Here is a 16,438-nt window from a genome sequence, read left to right as displayed (position 1 = left end):
AAGTTCGGATTTAGAAGAAAAATTAAAATTTTTTCTTGACAAGAAAAAGGGAAAGACCTATAATAAAATAAATCATCAGAAAAGTAATAATTTTTTCTACTTTCAGGGAGCCTGTGGTTGGTGGAAACAGGTAGTGGAGGATTATGAAGTGGGCTGATGCAAAAAATGAATTTGAAGCAATAAAAATTCGGTGAGCACACCTTACAGTGCAGCTTGTTGTTAGACAAGACAGAGATATGGAGGCAGTCTATACTTTGCTCCATAATTGAGGTGGCACCGCGATTTTACGCCCTCACACAGAGTTTTTTCTGTGTGTGGGCTTTTGTTTTGCTTGAAAATAAAGAAAAGAGGCAATTAATATGACAGAAACTAAAGGATATTTTGGACAATTCGGCGGCTCCTTTGTACCAGAGCCTATCCAAGCCTTGCTGGATGAATTGGAAGCGACTTTTGAGAAGTATAAGGATGATCCAGAATTTTTAAATGAATACCGACATTATTTGGCGGATTATTCAGGCCGGGAGACCCCGCTCTACTTTGCAGAAAGTCTGACTCAGCACCTGGGCGGAGCTAAGATTTATCTGAAGCGGGAAGATCTCAATCATCTGGGCTCACACAAGCTCAATAATGTTTTGGGACAGATTCTACTAGCTAAGCGCATGGGCAAGACCCGGGTCATTGCTGAAACTGGAGCTGGCCAGCATGGTGTGGCAACTGCGGCAGCCGCAGCTAAGTTTGGTATGAAGTGCGATGTTTACATGGGTGCAGAGGATGTAGAGCGCCAGCGTCTCAATGTCTTCCGCATGGAAATGATGGGAGCGACTGTTCACGCTGTGGAAACAGGAACCAAAACCCTCAAGGATGCAGTGGATGCAGCCTTTGGAGCTTGGATGAACGATTTGGAAGCCTTCTATGTCTTGGGCTCAGCTGTCGGTCCTCACCCCTATCCGACGATTGTCCATGAGTTCCAAAAGGTGATTAGTGAAGAATCTCGCCGTCAGATTTTGAACAAGGAAGGCCGCTTGCCAGACTATGTCATTGCCTGTGTAGGCGGTGGCTCCAATGCTATCGGCGCTTTTTCTCAGTATGTGGCGGATGAAGAAGTCAAGCTGGTTGGTGTTGAAGCGGCTGGACGGGGTCTTGATACAGACCAGCATGCAGCGACCATGACCAAGGGAAGCGTCGGAGTAGTGGATGGTATGAAGACTTACGCTGTCTTTGCTGAAGATGGTCAGGTGGCACCGGTTTACTCCATTTCAGCAGGCTTGGACTATCCTGGAGTTGGTCCCGAACATGCTTTCTTTAAGGATTCTGGTCGAGTAGAATACGTGGCCGCGACAGATGATGAAGCTGTGGACGCCTTGCTTCTCTTGACACAAAAGGAAGGAATTTTACCAGCAATCGAAAGTTCTCACGCCATTGCTGAAGCCATCAAGCGAGCTCCGCAACTGTCATCTGACCAAATCATCATTATCAATGTATCTGGTCGTGGAGACAAGGATGTGGCAGCCATTGCTGACTATCTAGAAAAACGAAAATAAAATACCCAGCAGAAGAGTAGTAATATCTCTCCTTTCAGAGAGTCTGTGGTTGCTGTAAACAGGCAGGAGAAGTTATGAAATGGGCTGCTGGAGACAAAATTTTGTCCTTTAGTTGAACTTTTATCACTTTGTTACCTTACTTTGCCATGAGCCAGTATGCTGCTTTGTACTAAAAGGGATCTAAATGACTGTAAATAAGTAAATGAGATGTGGAGCATGAAAACTCCATAACTGAGGTGGCACCGCGATGATACGCCCTCACAGGATGAACTGTGCGGGCGTTTTTCTGTAGTTTTGGAGCAGGTTTTGACGGTGGACAGGTGCTATCTGTTCTTGTGAAATGCAGTTATGGCTTGCAGCTTGCTCCTCCTTAAACGCTTCTGATTAAATAGAAAGAAACATTATGCAAAAGATTTTACCAGCTGATATTTTATCGCCGATTCTGGCTTATATGCGGATTCAGGGCGACCACAAGGTGATTTTGGAAAGTATTCCAAGAGATAGCGAGACAGCTCGCTTTTCTATCCTAGCCTATAATCCAGTCTTTGAAGTTCGCTATGAAAATGGCCGTTTAACAAAGAATGGGCAAGTCATTGAGGCAGATCCATTGGACTTTCTGCATGAGTTAGCCGTAAAAAAAGGCCATCATTCAGACCTGCCTTTTGGTGGTGGAGCCATCGGTTTTGTTGGCTATGATATGATTTCCCTCTATGAGGAGATTGGCCAGATTCCAGCTGATGTGATTGGAACGCCGGATATGCACTTTTTCGTCTATGAGAGTTACATGGTTTTTGACCATAAAAAAGACAAGGTCTATATCCTTGAGGAGGCCCTCTACAGTGATAGAAGCGAAGCTGATTTGGCTGCTAGTCTGGAGCGTATCATGGCTGAGCTGGCGCAGCCTGCGGTAGATGAATTTTCACCGCTGGAACTGTCCAGTTTGAACTTCCAGAGTCATATCGAGCAGACAGCTTTTGAAAAAATGGTGGAAGAAGCACGGAGCTTGATTCGACAGGGCGACATGTTCCAATGTGTTCTCAGTCAGCGCTTTTCATCAGAGTATTCTGGTAGACCGCTGGATTACTATCGCAATCTGCGCGTGACCAATCCTTCCAACTATCTCTACTTTTATGATTTCGGAGATTATCAGATTATCGGAGCCAGCCCAGAAAGTCTGGTGTCTGTCAAGCAGGGGCAGGTTACGACCAATCCTATTGCTGGAACCAGACCGCGAGGGAAGGATGAAAGAGAAGATAAAGCCTTGGCAGAGGAGTTGCTGGCTGACGAGAAGGAAGTGGCTGAGCACCGTATGTTAGTTGATTTGGGACGTAATGATATCGGTAAAATTGCCCAGAATAACAGCGTGGAAGTCACTAAGTACATGGAAGTGGAGTATTTCCGCTATGTCATGCACCTGACTAGTGTAGTTCGTGGTCAGCTTCTGCCCCAACTGACAGCCATGGATGCCCTCAAGTCAACCTTGCCGGCCGGCACTGTCTCGGGTGCGCCTAAGATTCGGGCCATGAAGCGAATCTATGAGCTGGAACAGGAAAAACGTGGCGTTTATGCAGGGGCTATCGGCTATCTTTCTGCGACAGGGGATATGGATTTTGCCATTGCTATCCGGACCATGATTTTGAAAAATGGCAGAGCTTACGTTCAAGCTGGAGCGGGTATTGTTTATGACTCGATCCCTGCTAATGAATACCAAGAAACCATCAACAAGGCCAAATCAATGACCAAGATAGGAGAGATGCAATGATTTTATTGATTGATAATTATGATTCTTTTACTTACAATCTAGCCCAATATATTGGAAATTTTGCAGAAGTTAAGGTCTTGCGAAATGATGATGCAGGCCTTTATCAAGCGGCAGAAGAAGCTGATGCTTTGGTTCTTTCTCCGGGGCCAGGCTGGCCAGCAGATGCAGGACGGATGGAAGAACTTATCCGCGATTTTGCTGGTAAAAAGCCGATATTGGGGATTTGCTTGGGACACCAAGCCATTGCAGAAGTATTTGGCGGAAAGCTAGGTTTGGCTCCCAAGGTCATGCACGGCAAACAAAGTATTCTGCGCTTTGAGAGAAAATCTCCTATCTATAAAGGAATAGAGGATGGGCAGCCGGTCATGCGCTATCATTCGATTTTGATTGAAGAGATGCCGGAGGACTTTGAAGTGACAGCTCGAGCGGTTGATGATAACTCGATTATGGCTATCCAGCATAAGAGCCTGTCTATTTATGGTTTTCAGTATCATCCTGAAAGTATTGGCACGCCAGACGGCTTGTCGTCTATCAAGAATTTCATTGACTTAGTAAAATAGAGGAGACGATATGAAAGAGATTATTGCAAAACTAGCTGATTTTAAGGATTTAAGTGGCGCTGAGATGACAGATGTGATCGAGCGTATTGTCACTGGACAGGTGGAAGAGTCCCAAATTGCAGCCTTTTTACTGGGGCTCAAGATGAAGGGAGAGACAATCGAGGAACGAACCGCTTTGGCACAGGTCATGCGAGACCATGCTAAGCAGATTCCGACCACCATTCGCACTGCCATGGACAATTGCGGTACGGGTGGGGACAAGTCTTTCAGCTTCAATATTTCGACTACAGCAGCTTTTGTACTAGCGGGTGGCGGGATTAAGATGGCTAAGCATGGCAATCGATCTATTTCTTCTAAGTCAGGCTCAGCTGATGTCTTAGAAGCTCTTGGTATCAATCTAGACTTGGATGCTGCTAGCTTGGGCAAGGTTTTTGAACAGACAGGTATCGTCTTTCTCTTTGCAAAGAATATGCATCCAGCCATGAAATACATCATGCCAGCACGTCTTAGTCTTGGCATTCCCACTATCATGAATCTAACTGGTCCGCTCATCCATCCCATGAGTCTAGAAACTCAGCTTTTGGGGACCAGCCGACCAGATATGCTAGAGAGTACGGCAGAGGTCTTGAAAAATATGGGCCGTAAGCGTGCAGTAGTTGTGTCGGGTCCAGATGGTCTTGACGAGGCCGGTCTTCATGGCTGTACCCAGTATGCCCTGCTGGAAAATGGGCAAATCAGCCTGCACAGCTTTCTGCCGTCAGATATTGGCATGAAAGAGATACCTCTTGAAGCGATTCGTGGAGGCAATGCCAAGGAAAATGCGGAAATTCTGCTATCTGTCCTGCAAAATCAAGCCAGTCCTTATCTAGAAACGACAGTTCTGAATGCTGGATTGGGTTTCTACGCTAATGGAAAATCAGATAGCATAGAAGAAGGAATAGCTTTGGCCCGCCAAGTGATCGCTAGTGGCGCAGCCTATGAAAAACTCAAGCAACTACAGGAGTATCAGAAATGAGCAAAGAATTTCTTCCAACCATTCTAAAGCAAAAAGAGCAGGAAATGGCAGCCATGTCCTATGAAGAACTGCAACCCCTGCGCTCGACCTATTCCCTCTATGAGTATCTCAAAAGCCAGTCCCAAGAGCTGCAGCTGATTGCTGAGGTCAAAAAAGCCAGTCCAAGTTTGGGAGATATTAATCTTGCTGTGGATATTGTGGAGCAGGCTCGCACTTATGAACGATGCGGTGCAGCTATGATTTCGGTCCTGACAGATGAGATTTTCTTCAAAGGACATCTGGATTACCTGAGAGAGATTTCCAGCCGAGTGACCATTCCAACCCTCAATAAGGACTTTATTATTGATGAAAAACAGATTGTTCGCGCCCGCAATGCTGGAGCGACAGTCATTCTTCTGATTGTAGGTGCCTTGTCTGAAAAGCGGCTGCAAGAACTCTATGATTTTGCGACAGGTTTAGGTTTGGAAGTTCTGGTCGAAACCCATAATCTGGCGGAGCTGGAAATTGCTCATAGAATAGGAGCGCAGATTATCGGTGTCAATAACCGCAATCTAGTTACTTTTGAGACAGATATCAATACAAGTCTTCAGCTGTCTGCCCATTTCAAAGATGACAGGGTTTACGTATCTGAGTCCGCTATTTTCAGCAAGGAAGATGCTGAGCTAGTAGCTCCTTATTTCCATGCGATTTTAGTCGGAACAGCCCTGATGCAGGCAGAGGATGTGGCAGAAAAAATTAAGGAGCTGAAAATTGACAAAGGTTAAGATTTGCGGCTTATCAACGGCCAGCGCTGTGGAAACGGCATGCCAGAGTGGTGCGGATTACATTGGTTTTGTCTTTGCTGAGAGCCATCGGAGGGTCAGTTTGGAGCAAGCACAGAAGCTAGCTGCCTTGGTACCAGCTACTGTCCGAAAGGTAGGAGTTTTTGTTTCTCCAAGCTTGACAGAGCTGCAGGAAGCTATTTTGGTGGCAAATCTGGATTTGGTGCAGATTCATGGCAATTTTAATGAAGATCTTCTGACTGAGATCGGCCGGCCGGTTATTCGAGCTTATCAGGTCAAGGGAGCCTTAAAAGATGTCAGCCAACAAGCGGACTACCTGCTCTTTGATGCACCTCTTGCTGGTAGTGGTCAGACCTTTGATTGGCAATCTTTTGACAAGAATCAAATCCACCAGCCCTTCTTTATCGCCGGTGGTTTGAATGCAGGAAATGTCCGAGAAGCTATTCAGCACTTTGCCCCTTACGCAGTTGATGTCTCTAGCGGGGTCGAGACTGACGGCCAGAAGGACTTAGAAAAGATAAAAGAATTTATAGAAAGAGTGAAACATGGCATATAATCAACCCAATCAAGAAGGATTTTATGGTGAGTTTGGTGGACGTTTTGTTCCAGAAACGCTGATGACAGCAGTTTTAGAGCTAAACAAAGCCTACCGTGAGAGTAAAAAAGACCCAGCCTTTCAGGCTGAGCTGGACGAGTTGCTGAAGCAGTATGTAGGGCGAGAAAATCCTCTCTATTTTGCAAAAAATCTGACAGCCTATGCTGGTGGTGCTAAGATTTATCTGAAGCGGGAAGACCTCAACCATACCGGTGCCCATAAAATCAATAATGCCCTAGGGCAGGTTCTGCTAGCTAAGAGAATGGGCAAGAAGAAAATCATTGCAGAGACTGGTGCGGGTCAGCACGGAGTAGCCACCGCCACAGCTGCAGCCCTTTTCAATATGGACTGTACTATCTATATGGGCGAAGAAGATGTCAAGCGCCAAGCCCTCAATGTCTTTCGAATGGAACTTTTAGGAGCTAAGGTAGAGTCAGTGACCGATGGCTCTCGAGTCCTCAAGGATGCAGTTAATGCTGCCTTGAGAGCTTGGGTGGCTCAGGTTGATGATACTCACTATATTATGGGCTCAGCCTTAGGTCCCCATCCTTTCCCAGAGATTGTCCGCGACTATCAGAGTGTGATTGGGCGTGAGGCCAAGCGTCAGTTTGCTGAGCAAAATGCAGGTGCCTTGCCAGATGCTTTAGTGGCTTGCGTTGGCGGTGGTTCAAACGCTATTGGGCTCTTTTATCCCTTTGTTGACGATAGCACAGTTGCCATGTATGGAACAGAAGCCGCTGGGCGAGGCATTGATACAGATGAACATGCTGCGACCTTAACCAAGGGCCGGCCAGGTGTTTTACACGGTGCCTTGATGGATGTCCTACAGGATGAGCAAGGCCAGATTCTGGAAGCTTTCTCTATCTCTGCCGGGCTGGATTATCCAGGCATCGGTCCAGAACATTCTCATTTTAATGCTATCCAGCGCGCCACTTATGTCCCAGTCACGGACGAAGAAGCCTTGGAAGCCTTCCAGCTCCTGTCTCGTATTGAAGGGATTATTCCTGCTCTAGAGTCTAGCCACGCTATTGCTTACGCAGTTAAGCTGGCTAAGGAGTTGGGACCGGATAAATCAATGATTATCTGCCTATCCGGCCGTGGTGACAAGGATGTCGTTCAGGTAAAGGAACGCTTGGAAAATGAAGCGGCTCAAAAAGGAGGTGCCCATGACTAAAACACTCACTCAGCATTTAGAAGCCATCAAAAAAGCAGGCAAGGGAATTTTTCTTCCTTATATCATGGCTGGTGATCACGAGAAAGGTTTAGCAGGTTTGCCAGAAACTATCGCATTTTTGGAAAACTTGGGTGTGTCAGCCATTGAAATAGGCCTGCCATTTTCAGACCCTGTTGCAGATGGGCCGGTTATTGAAGAAGCCGGTCTGAGAAGTCTGGGTCACCATACTTCCGCCAAGTCTTTAGTCGCAAGCTTGCAGAAGTTGGACACTCAGCTGCCTCTCATCATCATGACCTACTTCAATCCTATTTTCCAGTACGGTCTCAAAGATTTCGTCAAGGACTTAGCTACAACACCGGTTAAAGGATTGATTATTCCGGATCTGCCCTACGAACATAGAAATTTCATCTTGCCTTTGCTGGAAGATTCAGATATCGCTCTAGTTCCTTTGGTGAGTCTGACGACTGGACTAGAACGTCAGCAGGAGCTGATCAAGGAAGCTGAAGGTTTTATCTACGCTGTAGCTATCAACGGTGTGACGGGTAAGAGCGGAAGCTACCGCGATGATTTGGACCAGCACTTGAGCAAGCTTCGTGATATTGCTGAGATTCCAGTACTGACGGGCTTTGGCGTTTCGACTTTAGAGGATGTTGACCGCTTCAATCAAGTCTCAGATGGAGTTATTGTTGGATCTAAGATTGTCAAAGCTCTTCATGAAAAGGATGACAGTATCGCAGACTTTATCGAAGAAGCAGCAGCTTATAAGAAATAAGAACCACAGCACCAAACAAAAGACAGGGTACAAATGCCAGCCTGTCTTTTTTCTTTTTAAAGCAGAAGCAGGCGAGGCCAGAGAAGCTAGCGATTTGGATAAGAATGAGAATTTCCGTCAAACTGAAAATAGCTGAGCAGGACGCCAGAAATAGAAAGTCACCAGCACCAATACGAAGATTGTAGAAGAAGGCTAGAAGTCCTAAGGCTAAAAAGAAAAGCATGAGAAGATTGATGCCTGCTGTCACCATCAGCAAGAGCTGAAAAATTAACCAGACCATCAAGGGATACTGTTGATCTCTTTGATCGTAGATAGCTAAGGTTAAGCCCATGGTGACTACCAATAATTGACTAATGGAAAGAATGCTCAGAGAAGTTGCCAGAAAAAGACCGCCCAAGAGACATTCAAAAAATAAATAGCGTAAGGGAATCTTATCTCCGCAGAAGCGGCAACGAAGCCGGTTCATGACTTGGGAAAAAATAGGAATCAAATCACGCGGTGCCAATCTTTTCCCGCAGGCATTGCAATGGCTAGCTGGAGCGATGATAGACTGCTCTGGGAAGCGGTCGATGACCAAGCCTAGGAATGAGGCAAAGACGGTACCAACAAGAAAAAAGTATAGGTGAATCATACTTATTTATTCGTAATTTTAAACAGAAAAATTCTGAAATTTTGCAACTTTTCTAATAAAGTCTTTTTTTGAATCTTTTGTCTTGACTTTCTTATTTAGAAGCATTATAATTAAACCATAATCTAAAAAGATTAGAATGATTATAAATAAAATAAGCGAGGTAAGAATATGACTCAAGTAAAAAATGCCGCTGCAACAGATGTAGCAACTTTTGTAAATCAAAACTCTTTGCCAAAAACTAAGGCTGTATTGAACCAAGTAGTGGCAGATCTTTATACTGCTCATATTGCTCTTCACCAAGTTCACTGGTATATGCGTGGCGCTGGTTTCATGGTTTGGCATCCAAAAATGGATGAATACATGGAAACTTTGGATACAACTTTGGATGAAGTTAGTGAACGTTTGATTACTTTGGGTGGTAAACCATACTCTACTTTGACAGAATTTATCCAACATAGTAAGATCGAAGAAAAAGCTGGTGAATTTAGCAAAAATGTAGAAGAAAGTTTAGCGCGTGTAATTGAAATCTTCCGCTATTTGACAAATGTATACCAAGAAGCGCTGGATGTGACTGACGAAGAAGGTGACGATGTAACCAATGATATCTTTGTTGGAGCTAAAGCAGATTTAGAAAAGACAATCTGGATGTTGACAGCTGAAATTGGTCAAGCACCAGGATTGTAAAAAAAATTAAAGAAGAAGTTAAATTCTAAAATATGATTAGAGTTTCATATAGAGAAATTTAATTTTAGAATGATACGTATTTTTTATCACCCCTCTTTGAAAAAGTAGCTGACACAGCTGCTTTTTCTGTTTATTTTTCCATCTTGAAAATATGTGCAAATTCTGGTACAATAGGGCACATGAAAACACTTTATGATGTTCAGCAATTTCTTAAAAGTTTTGGCATCGTAATCTATATGGGCAAGCGATTGTATGATATAGAACTGATGAAGATTGAGTTAGAGCGAATTTACGATGCGGGCTTGATGGACAAACTAGAATATTTAGAGGCTGATGCAGTCTTGCGCCGTGAACATCAGTTAGAGTTGAAATATATTGAGAAGAATGGAGAATGGAAGAAATGACCTGGATTTTGATGGCGATTATGGCTGGTATACTGGCTTGGATGGGCTTTAACTATTTTAGATTGCGTAGAGCAGCAAAAGTAGTTGAAAATGCAGAGTTTGCGAGCCTAATCCGTCGAGGTCAGCTTGTGGATTTACGAGAACCTGTTGACTTTCATCGAAAACATATCTTGGGGGCTCGAAACATCCCATCAACGCAGTTAAAAGGAAATTTGGGAGCACTTCGTAAAGATAAGCCAGTCTTGCTCTATGAAAATGCTCGCGGTCAACGAGTAATGAATGCAGCCCTTCTTTTAAAGAAAAATGGTTTTTCTGACATCTATATCCTGTCTTATGGTCTGGATAGCTGGAAGGGAAAAGTTAAAACAAGTTAATTTAGCTTTAAACATATTATGTATAAAAGGCACAGATTTTATCTGTGCCTTTTATTATGTGATTTTTGTCCATCTTGCTCCGTAAGGTACATAGACGGGTGGTTATGATTTGATCGTTTAGTCAAGAAGAATGGCCAAGTATTAAAGATAGAAAAAATATATAATCTATCGACTTAGTTCTAGATAGTTCTTGATAAGCTTTAGCTCATCTTGATTTAAAGAACGATAGTCACCTTCAGCCAAACTGGGATCAAGTTGAAAGTCTCCAAAATGAGTTCTTTTGAGATAGATAACTTTCACACCTATTGCTAGGAACATTTTCTTCACTTGGTGAAATTTTCCCTCTGAGATAGTTACAGAAGCTGTGCTCAAAACAGGGGTAGCAGAATGGATTATGAGTTGAGCCGGCTTACAAACCTTGCCATCTAAGAAGCGAACGCCCTGTTGGAAGGTTTCAATAGCCTGATTATTTAGAAGTCCGTTGACTTGGACGTAATAAGTTTTATCTACATGATATTGAGGATGAAGTAGTTGAAAACCAAGGGGGCCATTATCAGTAATTAAGAGGAGGCCAGTCGTATCTCGGTCTAAGCGACCAATAGAGTATAGTTCTCCACTATAGTCTTCCTTTTTAATCAGATCAATTACTGTTTCTTTACTAGCATCGGAGTTGGCTGTTATATAGCCTCGCGGTTTATTCATCATAAAATAACGATGAGCAGGAGCAGAAATCTTTTGTTTATTGAGGAGGATTTCTTGTAGACCAGTATCTACATTTTGGCTAAGACTTCTAGCGGGGTTCTGATCTACCAGAATAGCCCCTCGGAGCAAGGCTCGTTTCATGGATTTTCGGCTAATTGATGCTTGAGCTAGCAAACGGTCTAATCGCATAGTTCTTCCTTTTAATAATCTTATGCTTAATTATAAGTTTTCAATGTAAGAAATGCAAATAATGCGAGAAGGGCTGATTTTTCAATGAAAACATTTACACTTAGCTAAACTGTGATTTTTGAATTAGACTGTGGTATAATTGTTCAGTTAGAAATAAAAATTTAAAGTAATAGAGGCAATCATGACAAAATTAAGAGAAGATATCCGTAACATTGCGATTATCGCCCACGTTGACCACGGGAAAACAACCCTCGTTGACGAATTATTGAAACAATCTGAAACTCTTGATGCACGTACAGAGTTGGCAGAGCGTGCGATGGACTCAAACGATATCGAAAAAGAGCGTGGAATTACAATTCTTGCTAAAAATACAGCCGTTGCCTACAACGGAACTCGTATCAATATCATGGACACACCTGGACACGCGGACTTCGGTGGAGAAGTTGAGCGTATCATGAAAATGGTTGACGGTGTTGTCTTGGTGGTAGATGCCTACGAAGGAACCATGCCACAAACTCGTTTCGTATTGAAAAAAGCCTTGGAACAAGACCTTGTTCCAATCGTGGTTGTAAATAAAATCGACAAACCATCAGCTCGTCCAGCAGAAGTAGTAGACGAAGTATTGGAACTCTTCATCGAGCTTGGTGCAGATGATGACCAGCTTGATTTCCCAGTTGTTTATGCATCAGCGATCAACGGAACCTCTTCATTGTCAGACGATCCAGCTGATCAAGAAAAAACAATGGCACCAATCTTTGATACCATCATCGACCATATCCCAGCTCCAGTGGACAATTCAGATGAGCCTTTGCAATTCCAAGTGTCTCTTTTGGACTACAATGACTTCGTAGGTCGTATCGGTATCGGGCGTGTCTTCCGTGGTAGTGTGAAAGTTGGGGACCAAGTTACCCTTTCTAAACTAGACGGCACAACCAAAAACTTCCGTGTTACAAAACTTTTCGGTTTCTTTGGTTTGGAACGTCGTGAAATCCAAGAAGCTAAAGCAGGTGACTTGATTGCTGTTTCAGGTATGGAAGATATCTTTGTTGGTGAAACCATTACACCGACAGATGCCATTGAACCTCTTCCAATCCTACACATCGATGAGCCAACGCTTCAAATGACCTTCTTGGTAAACAATTCACCATTTGCAGGTCGTGAAGGAAAATGGGTGACTTCTCGTAAGGTGGAAGAACGCTTGCAAGCAGAATTGCAAACAGACGTTTCGCTTCGTGTTGACCCAACAGACTCACCAGATAAATGGACTGTTTCAGGTCGTGGAGAGTTGCACTTGTCCATCCTGATCGAAACAATGCGCCGTGAGGGTTATGAGCTACAAGTATCTCGTCCAGAAGTTATCGTAAAAGAGATTGATGGCGTTAAGTGCGAACCATTTGAGCGCGTCCAAATCGACACACCAGAAGAATACCAAGGTTCTGTTATCCAAAGCCTTTCAGAACGCAAGGGTGAAATGCTAGATATGGTGGCTACTGGTAATGGACAGACTCGTTTGGTCTTCTTGGTTCCTGCGCGTGGTTTGATTGGCTACTCTACTGAGTTCTTATCTATGACTCGCGGTTATGGAATTATGAACCATACCTTTGATCAATACCTGCCAGTGATTCCTGGTGAAATCGGTGGTCGTCATCGTGGTGCCCTTGTTTCCATTGATGCTGGTAAGGCTACAACATACTCTATCATGTCTATTGAAGAACGTGGTACTATCTTTGTCAACCCAGGTACTGAGGTTTATGAAGGAATGATCATCGGTGAAAACTCTCGTGAAAACGACTTGACTGTGAATATCACCAAAGCTAAACAGATGACTAACGTTCGTTCAGCTACCAAGGACCAAACAGCTGTTATCAAGACACCTCGTATCTTGACCCTGGAAGAATCTTTGGAATTCTTGAATGATGATGAATACATGGAAGTAACACCAGAGTCTATCCGTTTGCGTAAGCAAATTCTAAACAAGGCAGAGCGCGAGAAAGCCAACAAAAAGAAAAAATCAGCTGCAGCTGAATAAGTAAAAGGGAAAGGAGTAGCAAGATGGTTTATTTAATAATTGGAATTTTGATACTCTTATATTACCTTTTTGCTGCTCCTCAGAGCATTAAAGGCACCTTTAATGTCTTATCAGTTGTATTAGTCTTGGTTTTGTTTATCATTCTCTTGGTATTAGCAGCGTTTAGGATTTTTCAAATGCCAGGAGAGTTATTTGTCGGGGCTGCTATGCTTATTTTGGCTTATTTTGCCTTACGCGACATTGCTCGATTAGATAAGAAACCTGGTTTGTTTGATTTTTTAGACGATAAAAGCAAAGATTAAAAATTGGCTTAAGAACTAAAATTTGATTTAGTTCTGGGCCTTTTTTTATAGATTGTGAAATGAAAGGAGGATAAGAGTTAAACTCTGATAACTTTTAGAATTCTATTACAAATCATTGCAAATCAGAAAAAATATCACATTTTTTTCACAAGTTAACAACAGACGTAAATAAAGCGCATCTATGACTTTTTTATTTCTTTAAAAAAGGGTAAAATAGAATGAAGTACAATTAAAGAGGTTTTTTATGAAGAATATAGCAAGTTTTGCTAACAAGAAAGTCTTGGTTTTAGGTTTGGCTAAGTCAGGTGAATCTGCTGCTCGCCTTTTAGATAAATTAGGAGCCATCGTGACAGTTAACGACGGTAAACCTTTCGAGGAAAATCCTGCTGCTCAATCCTTGCTAGAAGAAGGCATTAAAGTGGTGACAGGAGGCCATCCTCTGGAGTTGCTGGATGAAAACTTTGAATTGATGGTTAAAAATCCAGGTATTCCTTATAATAATGCTATGGTTATTCGGGCTCTGGAGAAGGAGATTCCTGTTATCACTGAAGTTGAGTTGGCTTATCTGATTTCTGAAGCTCCAATTATTGGTATTACGGGATCAAATGGCAAAACGACGACCACAACCATGATTGCGCAAGTCTTGACGGCTGGTGGTCAAAATGGTCTTTTGTCTGGTAATATCGGTTTTCCTGCCAGTCAAGTAGCCCAATCAGCTAGTGGCAAAGATACACTGGTCATGGAACTGTCTTCCTTCCAGTTGATGGGGATTGAGGCTTTTCATCCACAGATAGCTGTGATCACCAATCTCATGCCGACTCATCTGGACTACCATGGCTCTTTTGAGGAATATGCAGCTGCCAAGTGGAATATCCAGAAAAACATGACAGCTGATGATTATCTTGTTTTGAATTTCAATCAAGATTGGGCCAAGGGAATGGCTAGCCAAACTCAGGCTACTGTTGTTCCTTTTTCAACAACTGAAAAGGTGGATGGTGCCTATCTTGATGGTGATGTCTTGACCTTCCGTGGAGAAGCGATTATAAAGGTGGCTGAAATCGGTGTTCCTGGCAGTCACAATGTCGAAAATGCTCTGGCTACTATTGCAGTAGCTAAACTTCGTGGTATTGATAATCAGACGATCAAAGAAGTCTTGTCAGCTTTTGGAGGCGTTAAGCATCGTCTCCAGTATGTGGGCCAGGTAAATGAGGTTGCCTTTTACAACGACAGTAAGTCTACCAATATCTTGGCAACCCAGAAAGCCTTGTCCGGTTTTGACAATAGCAAGGTGATTCTGATTGCAGGTGGCTTGGACCGAGGCAATGAATTTGACGAGTTGGTGCCTGACCTCAAAGGGCTCAAGAAGATGGTAATCTTAGGGCAATCAGCTCCGCGTGTAAAGAGAGCCGCTGATCAGGCTGGTGTTTCTTATCTGGATGCGACTAATGTCCGGGATGCAGCTCATAAGGCTTTTGCTCAAGCAGAGCCAGGAGATATTGTTTTGCTCAGTCCTGCCAATGCTAGCTGGGATATGTATAGTAATTTTGAAGTCCGTGGCGATGAATTCCTCGCTGCATTTGAAGAATTAAAAGGTTAAGATGAAAAAGATTGTATTTACAGGCGGAGGAACGGTCGGGCATGTAACCCTCAACCTTCTCCTGATTCCGAAATTTATCAAAGAAGGCTGGCAGGTCCATTATATTGGCGATAAGCATGGTATTGAGTATCAAGAAATCCAAAAGTCGGGACTGGACGTGACCTTCCATTCGGTAGCTACCGGTAAACTTCGTCGCTACTTTTCGTGGCAGAATCTGCTGGATGGCTTTAAGGTCGTCTGGGGCATTTTTCAGTCTTTGGGCATCATGCTCAAGGTACGGCCGCAGGCCCTCTTTTCTAAGGGAGGCTTTGTATCTGTTCCGCCCGTGATTGCAGCTCGGCTGTCAGGAGTGCCCGTCTATGTTCATGAATCGGATCTATCCATTGGCTTGGCCAATAAAATCGCCTATAAGTGTGCGACCAAGATGTATTCAACCTTTGAGCAAAGCTCTAGTCTGACCAAGATTGAGCATGTCGGAGCTGTGACCAAGGTCGGTAGTCAAGAGCCAGTCCTACCGCAGGAACTAGAAGAAATCCGTCAGTATTTTGATAAAGAGTTGCCAACTCTTCTTTTTGTGGGTGGTTCTGCTGGTGCCAAGGTTTTTAATGATTTTGTCAGTCAGAATCAAGCTACATTGACCGAGCGTTATAATATCATCAATCTGACAGGCGATGAGAGTTTGGATACTTTGTCTGACCGACTCTTTCGCAGAGCCTATGTGACGGACCTCTATCAGCCTTTGATGGACCTGGCAGATGTAGTTGTGACCCGTGGTGGTTCTAATACAATCTTTGAGCTCCTTGCTATGGCTAAGTTGCACATTATCGTTCCTTTAGGACGCGAAGCCAGCCGTGGTGATCAGATTGAAAATGCGGATTATTTTGTGAAAAAGGGATATGCTGTGAAGCTGGAAGAAGAGCAGCTAACTTTAGAAGGGCTTGAAGCTTCTGTGGAACAGGTTCTAAGGGATAAAGATACATATTATCAAGCCATGAAAAATTCTCATGAAATCAAGTCAGTAGAAGATTTTTATGCTGTATTGAAAAATGATATAAACAAAGGGAAAAAATGACGACAAAAGATAAAGGTGACCAAAAAGAACTCCAAAAATATTTATCTGAGTGGCAAAAACGTCATCAGGAGTACTTAGAAAAAAAATCTCAAGAAAAAGCCTCTGAAACTGATGAAGAAGAGCGTAACGATGAGACTTTGGAAACTTCAGAATCTGCTGGGACAAACGAAACAGATAATAGCGAAGATGAAAAAGAAGACCAAGCTCAAGATCAAGCTTCAGATGACGATGAGACAAATGAGTCTGAAGAGAC

At 43.4% G+C, this 16,438-nt stretch carries 17 protein-coding genes, 1 pseudogene and 1 other annotated feature; of the genes and pseudogenes, 16 read left to right on the top strand and 2 right to left on the bottom strand.

The window, feature by feature from the left end; all coding sequences use genetic code 11:
- The first annotated feature begins 67 nt into the window (after nucleotides 1–67).
- Nucleotides 68–297: a binding site (T-box leader), on the top strand.
- Between the two features lie 62 nt (nucleotides 298–359).
- The 8 genes from trpB (HMPREF2780_RS07815) (at nucleotide 360) to trpA (ending at nucleotide 8,201) form a co-directional block, all read left to right on the top strand.
- The gene (gene trpB / locus HMPREF2780_RS07815; RefSeq protein WP_002921983.1) at nucleotides 360–1,541 is read left to right on the top strand and encodes a tryptophan synthase subunit beta; all 1,182 of its coding nucleotides are present in this window, start codon (nucleotides 360–362) and stop codon (nucleotides 1,539–1,541) included.
- Between the two features lie 403 nt (nucleotides 1,542–1,944).
- Nucleotides 1,945–3,303 carry an anthranilate synthase component I gene (gene trpE / locus HMPREF2780_RS07810; RefSeq protein ID WP_105026447.1) on the top strand — a complete coding sequence of 453 codons (1,359 nt, stop codon included), beginning with the start codon at nucleotides 1,945–1,947 and terminating at the stop codon, nucleotides 3,301–3,303.
- The gene (locus tag HMPREF2780_RS07805; protein WP_061586154.1) at nucleotides 3,300–3,863 is read left to right on the top strand and encodes an aminodeoxychorismate/anthranilate synthase component II; all 564 of its coding nucleotides are present in this window, start codon (nucleotides 3,300–3,302) and stop codon (nucleotides 3,861–3,863) included. Before trpE ends, HMPREF2780_RS07805 begins: the two co-directional genes overlap by 4 nt.
- A gap of 10 nt (nucleotides 3,864–3,873) precedes the next feature.
- Complete coding sequence (gene trpD, locus HMPREF2780_RS07800) at nucleotides 3,874–4,878, top strand: anthranilate phosphoribosyltransferase (protein WP_105026446.1); 1,005 nt, start codon at nucleotides 3,874–3,876, stop codon at nucleotides 4,876–4,878.
- Nucleotides 4,875–5,642, top strand: coding sequence for an indole-3-glycerol phosphate synthase TrpC (trpC, locus tag HMPREF2780_RS07795; RefSeq protein ID WP_045773866.1), 768 nt, complete (start codon nucleotides 4,875–4,877; stop codon nucleotides 5,640–5,642). The genes trpD and trpC overlap by 4 nt, the downstream gene beginning before the upstream one ends.
- Nucleotides 5,629–6,216 (top strand): phosphoribosylanthranilate isomerase, encoded by a 588-nt coding sequence (locus HMPREF2780_RS07790; protein ID WP_105026445.1) that lies wholly within the window; start codon nucleotides 5,629–5,631, stop codon nucleotides 6,214–6,216. The genes trpC and HMPREF2780_RS07790 overlap by 14 nt, the downstream gene beginning before the upstream one ends.
- Complete coding sequence (gene trpB, locus HMPREF2780_RS07785; protein ID WP_105026444.1) at nucleotides 6,206–7,429, top strand: tryptophan synthase subunit beta; 1,224 nt, start codon at nucleotides 6,206–6,208, stop codon at nucleotides 7,427–7,429. Before HMPREF2780_RS07790 ends, trpB (HMPREF2780_RS07785) begins: the two co-directional genes overlap by 11 nt.
- Nucleotides 7,422–8,201, top strand: a complete 780-nt coding sequence (gene trpA, locus HMPREF2780_RS07780; protein ID WP_060970866.1) for a tryptophan synthase subunit alpha — start codon at nucleotides 7,422–7,424, stop codon at nucleotides 8,199–8,201. Before trpB (HMPREF2780_RS07785) ends, trpA begins: the two co-directional genes overlap by 8 nt.
- Here the strand turns inward: trpA and HMPREF2780_RS07775 are convergent.
- Nucleotides 8,170–8,832, bottom strand: coding sequence for a prepilin peptidase (locus HMPREF2780_RS07775; protein WP_105026443.1), 663 nt, complete (start codon nucleotides 8,830–8,832; stop codon nucleotides 8,170–8,172). The two genes, trpA and HMPREF2780_RS07775, sit on opposite strands and share 32 nt — an antisense overlap.
- Before the next feature lie 168 nt (nucleotides 8,833–9,000).
- Here HMPREF2780_RS07775 and HMPREF2780_RS07765 point away from each other — a divergent pair, with 168 nt between their 5' ends.
- From HMPREF2780_RS07765 to HMPREF2780_RS07755, 3 genes are all read left to right on the top strand, one after another.
- Nucleotides 9,001–9,516, top strand: coding sequence for a Dps family protein (locus HMPREF2780_RS07765; protein WP_105026442.1), 516 nt, complete (start codon nucleotides 9,001–9,003; stop codon nucleotides 9,514–9,516).
- Between the two features lie 179 nt (nucleotides 9,517–9,695).
- Entirely contained in the window at nucleotides 9,696–9,920 is a 225-nt protein-coding gene (locus tag HMPREF2780_RS07760; RefSeq protein ID WP_020992685.1) for a YqgQ family protein, read from the top strand.
- The gene (locus HMPREF2780_RS07755; protein ID WP_185760670.1) at nucleotides 9,917–10,294 is read left to right on the top strand and encodes a rhodanese-like domain-containing protein; all 378 of its coding nucleotides are present in this window, start codon (nucleotides 9,917–9,919) and stop codon (nucleotides 10,292–10,294) included. The genes HMPREF2780_RS07760 and HMPREF2780_RS07755 overlap by 4 nt, the downstream gene beginning before the upstream one ends.
- Nucleotides 10,295–10,459: 165 nt before the next feature.
- On the opposite strand, the gene HMPREF2780_RS07750 is transcribed toward HMPREF2780_RS07755, so the two are convergent.
- Nucleotides 10,460–11,185 carry a 16S rRNA pseudouridine(516) synthase gene (locus HMPREF2780_RS07750; RefSeq protein ID WP_105026440.1) on the bottom strand — a complete coding sequence of 242 codons (726 nt, stop codon included), beginning with the start codon at nucleotides 11,183–11,185 and terminating at the stop codon, nucleotides 10,460–10,462.
- A gap of 181 nt (nucleotides 11,186–11,366) precedes the next feature.
- On the opposite strand from HMPREF2780_RS07750, the gene typA reads away from it, so the two are divergent.
- The 5 genes and pseudogenes from typA to HMPREF2780_RS07725 form a co-directional block, all read left to right on the top strand.
- On the top strand, nucleotides 11,367–13,214 hold the full coding sequence (gene typA, locus HMPREF2780_RS07745) for a translational GTPase TypA (protein ID WP_012000144.1): 1,848 nt from the start codon (nucleotides 11,367–11,369) through the stop codon (nucleotides 13,212–13,214).
- A gap of 23 nt (nucleotides 13,215–13,237) precedes the next feature.
- Entirely contained in the window at nucleotides 13,238–13,516 is a 279-nt protein-coding gene (locus HMPREF2780_RS07740; protein WP_008809110.1) for a DUF3165 family protein, read from the top strand.
- Nucleotides 13,517–13,760: 244 nt separating this feature from the next.
- The gene (gene murD, locus HMPREF2780_RS07735; RefSeq protein WP_045773860.1) at nucleotides 13,761–15,113 is read left to right on the top strand and encodes a UDP-N-acetylmuramoyl-L-alanine--D-glutamate ligase; all 1,353 of its coding nucleotides are present in this window, start codon (nucleotides 13,761–13,763) and stop codon (nucleotides 15,111–15,113) included.
- A 1-nt stretch (nucleotide 15,114) separates the two neighbouring features.
- Nucleotides 15,115–16,185: a UDP-N-acetylglucosamine--N-acetylmuramyl-(pentapeptide) pyrophosphoryl-undecaprenol N-acetylglucosamine transferase gene (locus HMPREF2780_RS07730; RefSeq protein WP_048777937.1), complete on the top strand. Its 1,071-nt coding sequence runs from the start codon at nucleotides 15,115–15,117 to the stop codon at nucleotides 16,183–16,185.
- A pseudogene (locus HMPREF2780_RS07725) lies at nucleotides 16,182–16,438 on the top strand (cell division protein FtsQ/DivIB); the annotation flags it as partial. The gene HMPREF2780_RS07730 and the pseudogene HMPREF2780_RS07725, both read left to right, overlap by 4 nt.

Source organism: Streptococcus sp. HMSC062B01, assembly GCF_001811085.1.
Classification (GTDB): domain Bacteria; phylum Bacillota; class Bacilli; order Lactobacillales; family Streptococcaceae; genus Streptococcus; species Streptococcus gordonii.
The sequence above is the reverse complement of the archived record's forward strand: the minus strand, read 5'-3'. Positions and strand labels throughout refer to the sequence as shown.

Coding starts and splice junctions, on each gene's coding strand:
- trpB (WP_002921983.1), top strand. CDS start 360: ATGACAGAAACTAAAGGATATTTTGGACAATTCGGCGGCTCCTTTGTA.
- trpE (WP_105026447.1), top strand. CDS start 1,945: ATGCAAAAGATTTTACCAGCTGATATTTTATCGCCGATTCTGGCTTAT.
- HMPREF2780_RS07805 (WP_061586154.1), top strand. CDS start 3,300: ATGATTTTATTGATTGATAATTATGATTCTTTTACTTACAATCTAGCC.
- trpD (WP_105026446.1), top strand. CDS start 3,874: ATGAAAGAGATTATTGCAAAACTAGCTGATTTTAAGGATTTAAGTGGC.
- trpC (WP_045773866.1), top strand. CDS start 4,875: ATGAGCAAAGAATTTCTTCCAACCATTCTAAAGCAAAAAGAGCAGGAA.
- trpB (WP_105026444.1), top strand. CDS start 6,206: ATGGCATATAATCAACCCAATCAAGAAGGATTTTATGGTGAGTTTGGT.
- trpA (WP_060970866.1), top strand. CDS start 7,422: ATGACTAAAACACTCACTCAGCATTTAGAAGCCATCAAAAAAGCAGGC.
- HMPREF2780_RS07775 (WP_105026443.1), bottom strand. CDS start 8,832: ATGATTCACCTATACTTTTTTCTTGTTGGTACCGTCTTTGCCTCATTC.
- HMPREF2780_RS07765 (WP_105026442.1), top strand. CDS start 9,001: ATGACTCAAGTAAAAAATGCCGCTGCAACAGATGTAGCAACTTTTGTA.
- HMPREF2780_RS07760 (WP_020992685.1), top strand. CDS start 9,696: ATGAAAACACTTTATGATGTTCAGCAATTTCTTAAAAGTTTTGGCATC.
- HMPREF2780_RS07755 (WP_185760670.1), top strand. CDS start 9,917: ATGACCTGGATTTTGATGGCGATTATGGCTGGTATACTGGCTTGGATG.
- HMPREF2780_RS07750 (WP_105026440.1), bottom strand. CDS start 11,185: ATGCGATTAGACCGTTTGCTAGCTCAAGCATCAATTAGCCGAAAATCC.
- typA (WP_012000144.1), top strand. CDS start 11,367: ATGACAAAATTAAGAGAAGATATCCGTAACATTGCGATTATCGCCCAC.
- HMPREF2780_RS07740 (WP_008809110.1), top strand. CDS start 13,238: ATGGTTTATTTAATAATTGGAATTTTGATACTCTTATATTACCTTTTT.
- murD (WP_045773860.1), top strand. CDS start 13,761: ATGAAGAATATAGCAAGTTTTGCTAACAAGAAAGTCTTGGTTTTAGGT.
- HMPREF2780_RS07730 (WP_048777937.1), top strand. CDS start 15,115: ATGAAAAAGATTGTATTTACAGGCGGAGGAACGGTCGGGCATGTAACC.